The 2166-nt window shown below is 67.1% G+C and carries 3 protein-coding genes; 1 reads left to right on the top strand and 2 read right to left on the bottom strand.

Annotated features, from left to right (window positions below; genetic code table 11):
• Window positions 1-138: 138 nt before the first annotated feature.
• On the bottom strand, window positions 139-804 hold the full coding sequence (locus tag KJS59_RS30420) for a hypothetical protein (RefSeq protein ID WP_213457416.1): 666 nt from the start codon (window positions 802-804) through the stop codon (window positions 139-141).
• 436 nt (window positions 805-1240) lie between these two features.
• Window positions 1241-1528 carry a calcium-binding protein gene (locus tag KJS59_RS30415; protein WP_249715173.1) on the bottom strand — a complete coding sequence of 96 codons (288 nt, stop codon included), beginning with the start codon at window positions 1526-1528 and terminating at the stop codon, window positions 1241-1243.
• A gap of 226 nt (window positions 1529-1754) precedes the next feature.
• On the opposite strand from KJS59_RS30415, the gene KJS59_RS30410 reads away from it, so the two are divergent.
• A partial coding sequence (locus KJS59_RS30410; RefSeq protein ID WP_213457415.1) for an ATP-binding protein occupies window positions 1755-2166 on the top strand: 412 nt, incomplete at its 3' end.

The raw sequence follows: 2166 nt of genomic DNA, 5'->3' as shown, positions 1-2166 counted from the left end.
TTTCTTGGATGATCTGCGCGACCCGCTGTTCCAGGCGTACGCGTGCGGTGTCGGTCCAGGTGTCCCGGTTGTTGGATCCGGCGCGGGCGATCTCCAGGCGGAGCCGGCCGGAGGCGACGACGTCGAACTCCGCGGGTTTCATCCACGGCCGCAGGCGCAGCATTTCAGCTCCTGGGCGGTGGGTTGGTGCGGGACGTGGTCGCGTTCCTCGGTCAGGGTGACCGTGCGCCGGACCTGCCCGGCCTGTAGGAACACCCGCGGGTGTTTCGCCTTGGTGTTGACCCCCAGCCGGTGCCCGCGCCGGTCCGCTTCGCAGGCGAGCAGCCGGATCAGCCGCAACGCGCGCGGCAGCAGGTCAGGGCTGACGGCGAGGTTGGTTGGATCGGCTTCGAGGGCGCTGAACGCCAGTTCGGGGTCAGCGGTGACCCGCCGGGTGAGCCGGATCCGGTTCCAGCCGGTCTCGTCCGGATCGGCGTCGGTGTGCAGGCGGATGACGATGTCGCCGGTGTCGCGGCCAGTGTGGCGCAGATGGTGACCCGACGGCACAAGTCCGTGCTGCTTGGCCGCGTGGATGATCCGCCGGTACCGGGCCCGGGTCCCGCTGTCGGGACTCTCGATGCGCATCGTGCCGTTCTCGCGCTGCAGGCGGTCGACCAGTTCGCGAGCCCGTCGGAGCAGGTCCGCCGGCGAAGCGTCGCTGTCGACGCCGCGTGCCGGCGTCCCGGACAGGGGGAGGGAGGCCCGGTGGTCGGGATGATCGGGATGGTGGCCGTGTTCGAGGTAGAAGCGGCCGGCGTCGGTCAAGCGCGCCCTCCACACGCCTGCTTTGCGTGTCACGGTCACCAGGCCCCGGTCCTGGAGCGCACGTCCCGACCGGCGGTGCTCGATCCCGTCCGGGCCGCTGAGGTCATCGCCTCCGGCGATACGGCGAAGCAGGCCGAGCTGTCGTTCATTGAGCGAATCCCATCGCTGCATCCTCCAGACGGTAAGGGATCCGGCGCACTCGATGGAACTGAACGCGGACGTATGCGGCATCCCGGTCCGGCAAAGCGGCCGAACCGGCCCGCTGCGGCTGGATGGGAGGCTGCGGAGCGCGCCGAACACCGTCCACTCAGCCTGGGACGGCGCCAAACGAGCTCGAAACCTAAGCCGCCATTAGGTCACCCTCGACGGTGATATCGCGAGGCTTCGCGTGCGGTGGGGGGATCGACGATGGTGAACTCGTAGTGCTGGCACTCGCTCATCTGGTTACCGTCCTTCCCAGTGCCAGTAGGCCTCGACCCATTCGACGCGGTCGAGTAGCGGGGTGGGGCAGGGGTAGGTCGAGCAGGTCGATCCGCTGCCGGTCCCGGCCACGGGAAGAGATCGCGACGATGCCGCCGGCGGTCAGGTCGACCTTGCGTACCGTGACCTGGACGCCGAGGACGGTGGTGGTGAACGGCGCCGCCAGGTTGTCTTCGATCGTGGTGTACAGGCTGGTGAGTTGCTCGTCTTTGTTGTACGCGTCGACGGTGGCCTCTTCGATCAACGCTTCGAGCGCTGCGGTCCGCTCTGATGCAATCGGTCGATGGCAGCGACCCCTCCGGGACGTCCGGTGCGGATCCGCTCGATATGGGTAGATTCTTCAGTCCGCGCATCGCCTCGGCCGGGGATGCCATCCGGGCCGGTACGGCCGTTCTGTCGTACCCGCTGGCTAGATTCTTCGTACGCGGCTGGCTTGTGATGCCAGGCGATTGTGATGCCGAGGAGGGCCGGTGCGCCTCACGCGGGTGTACGTCAGATTCTTCAAGTCGTTCAACTTCGACTATGAGCGCCGTGCGAACGAGAAGGCTCAGCGCGCGGCCTGGGAGACCCTGCCGGAAGGCTGGTACCCCCATGTGCGTCTCGATGTCGACCCGCAGATCACCGCGATCGTCGGAGCGAACGAGTCGGGTAAGAGCCACCTGTTGGACGCCATCGAATGTGTCATGGGCGTACGCGAGGTTTCGCGCAGCCACTTCTGCCGATACTCACAGCTGTTCTCCGTAGAGACCGACGAAGTCCGGATACCTGACGTCGGCGCTGTCTTCACGGTGACCCGGTCGGCGGAATCCGAGGTGCTAACGACACTCGACGTAAGCAGGGCGGTGGGCCAGACCTTCCTGTTCATGCGGCCCGGCCAAGGCA

This window comes from Rhizomonospora bruguierae, from assembly GCF_018397995.1.
Lineage (GTDB): Bacteria > Actinomycetota > Actinomycetes > Mycobacteriales > Micromonosporaceae > Rhizomonospora > Rhizomonospora bruguierae.
This window is presented reverse-complemented; position numbering and strand designations above follow the sequence as displayed.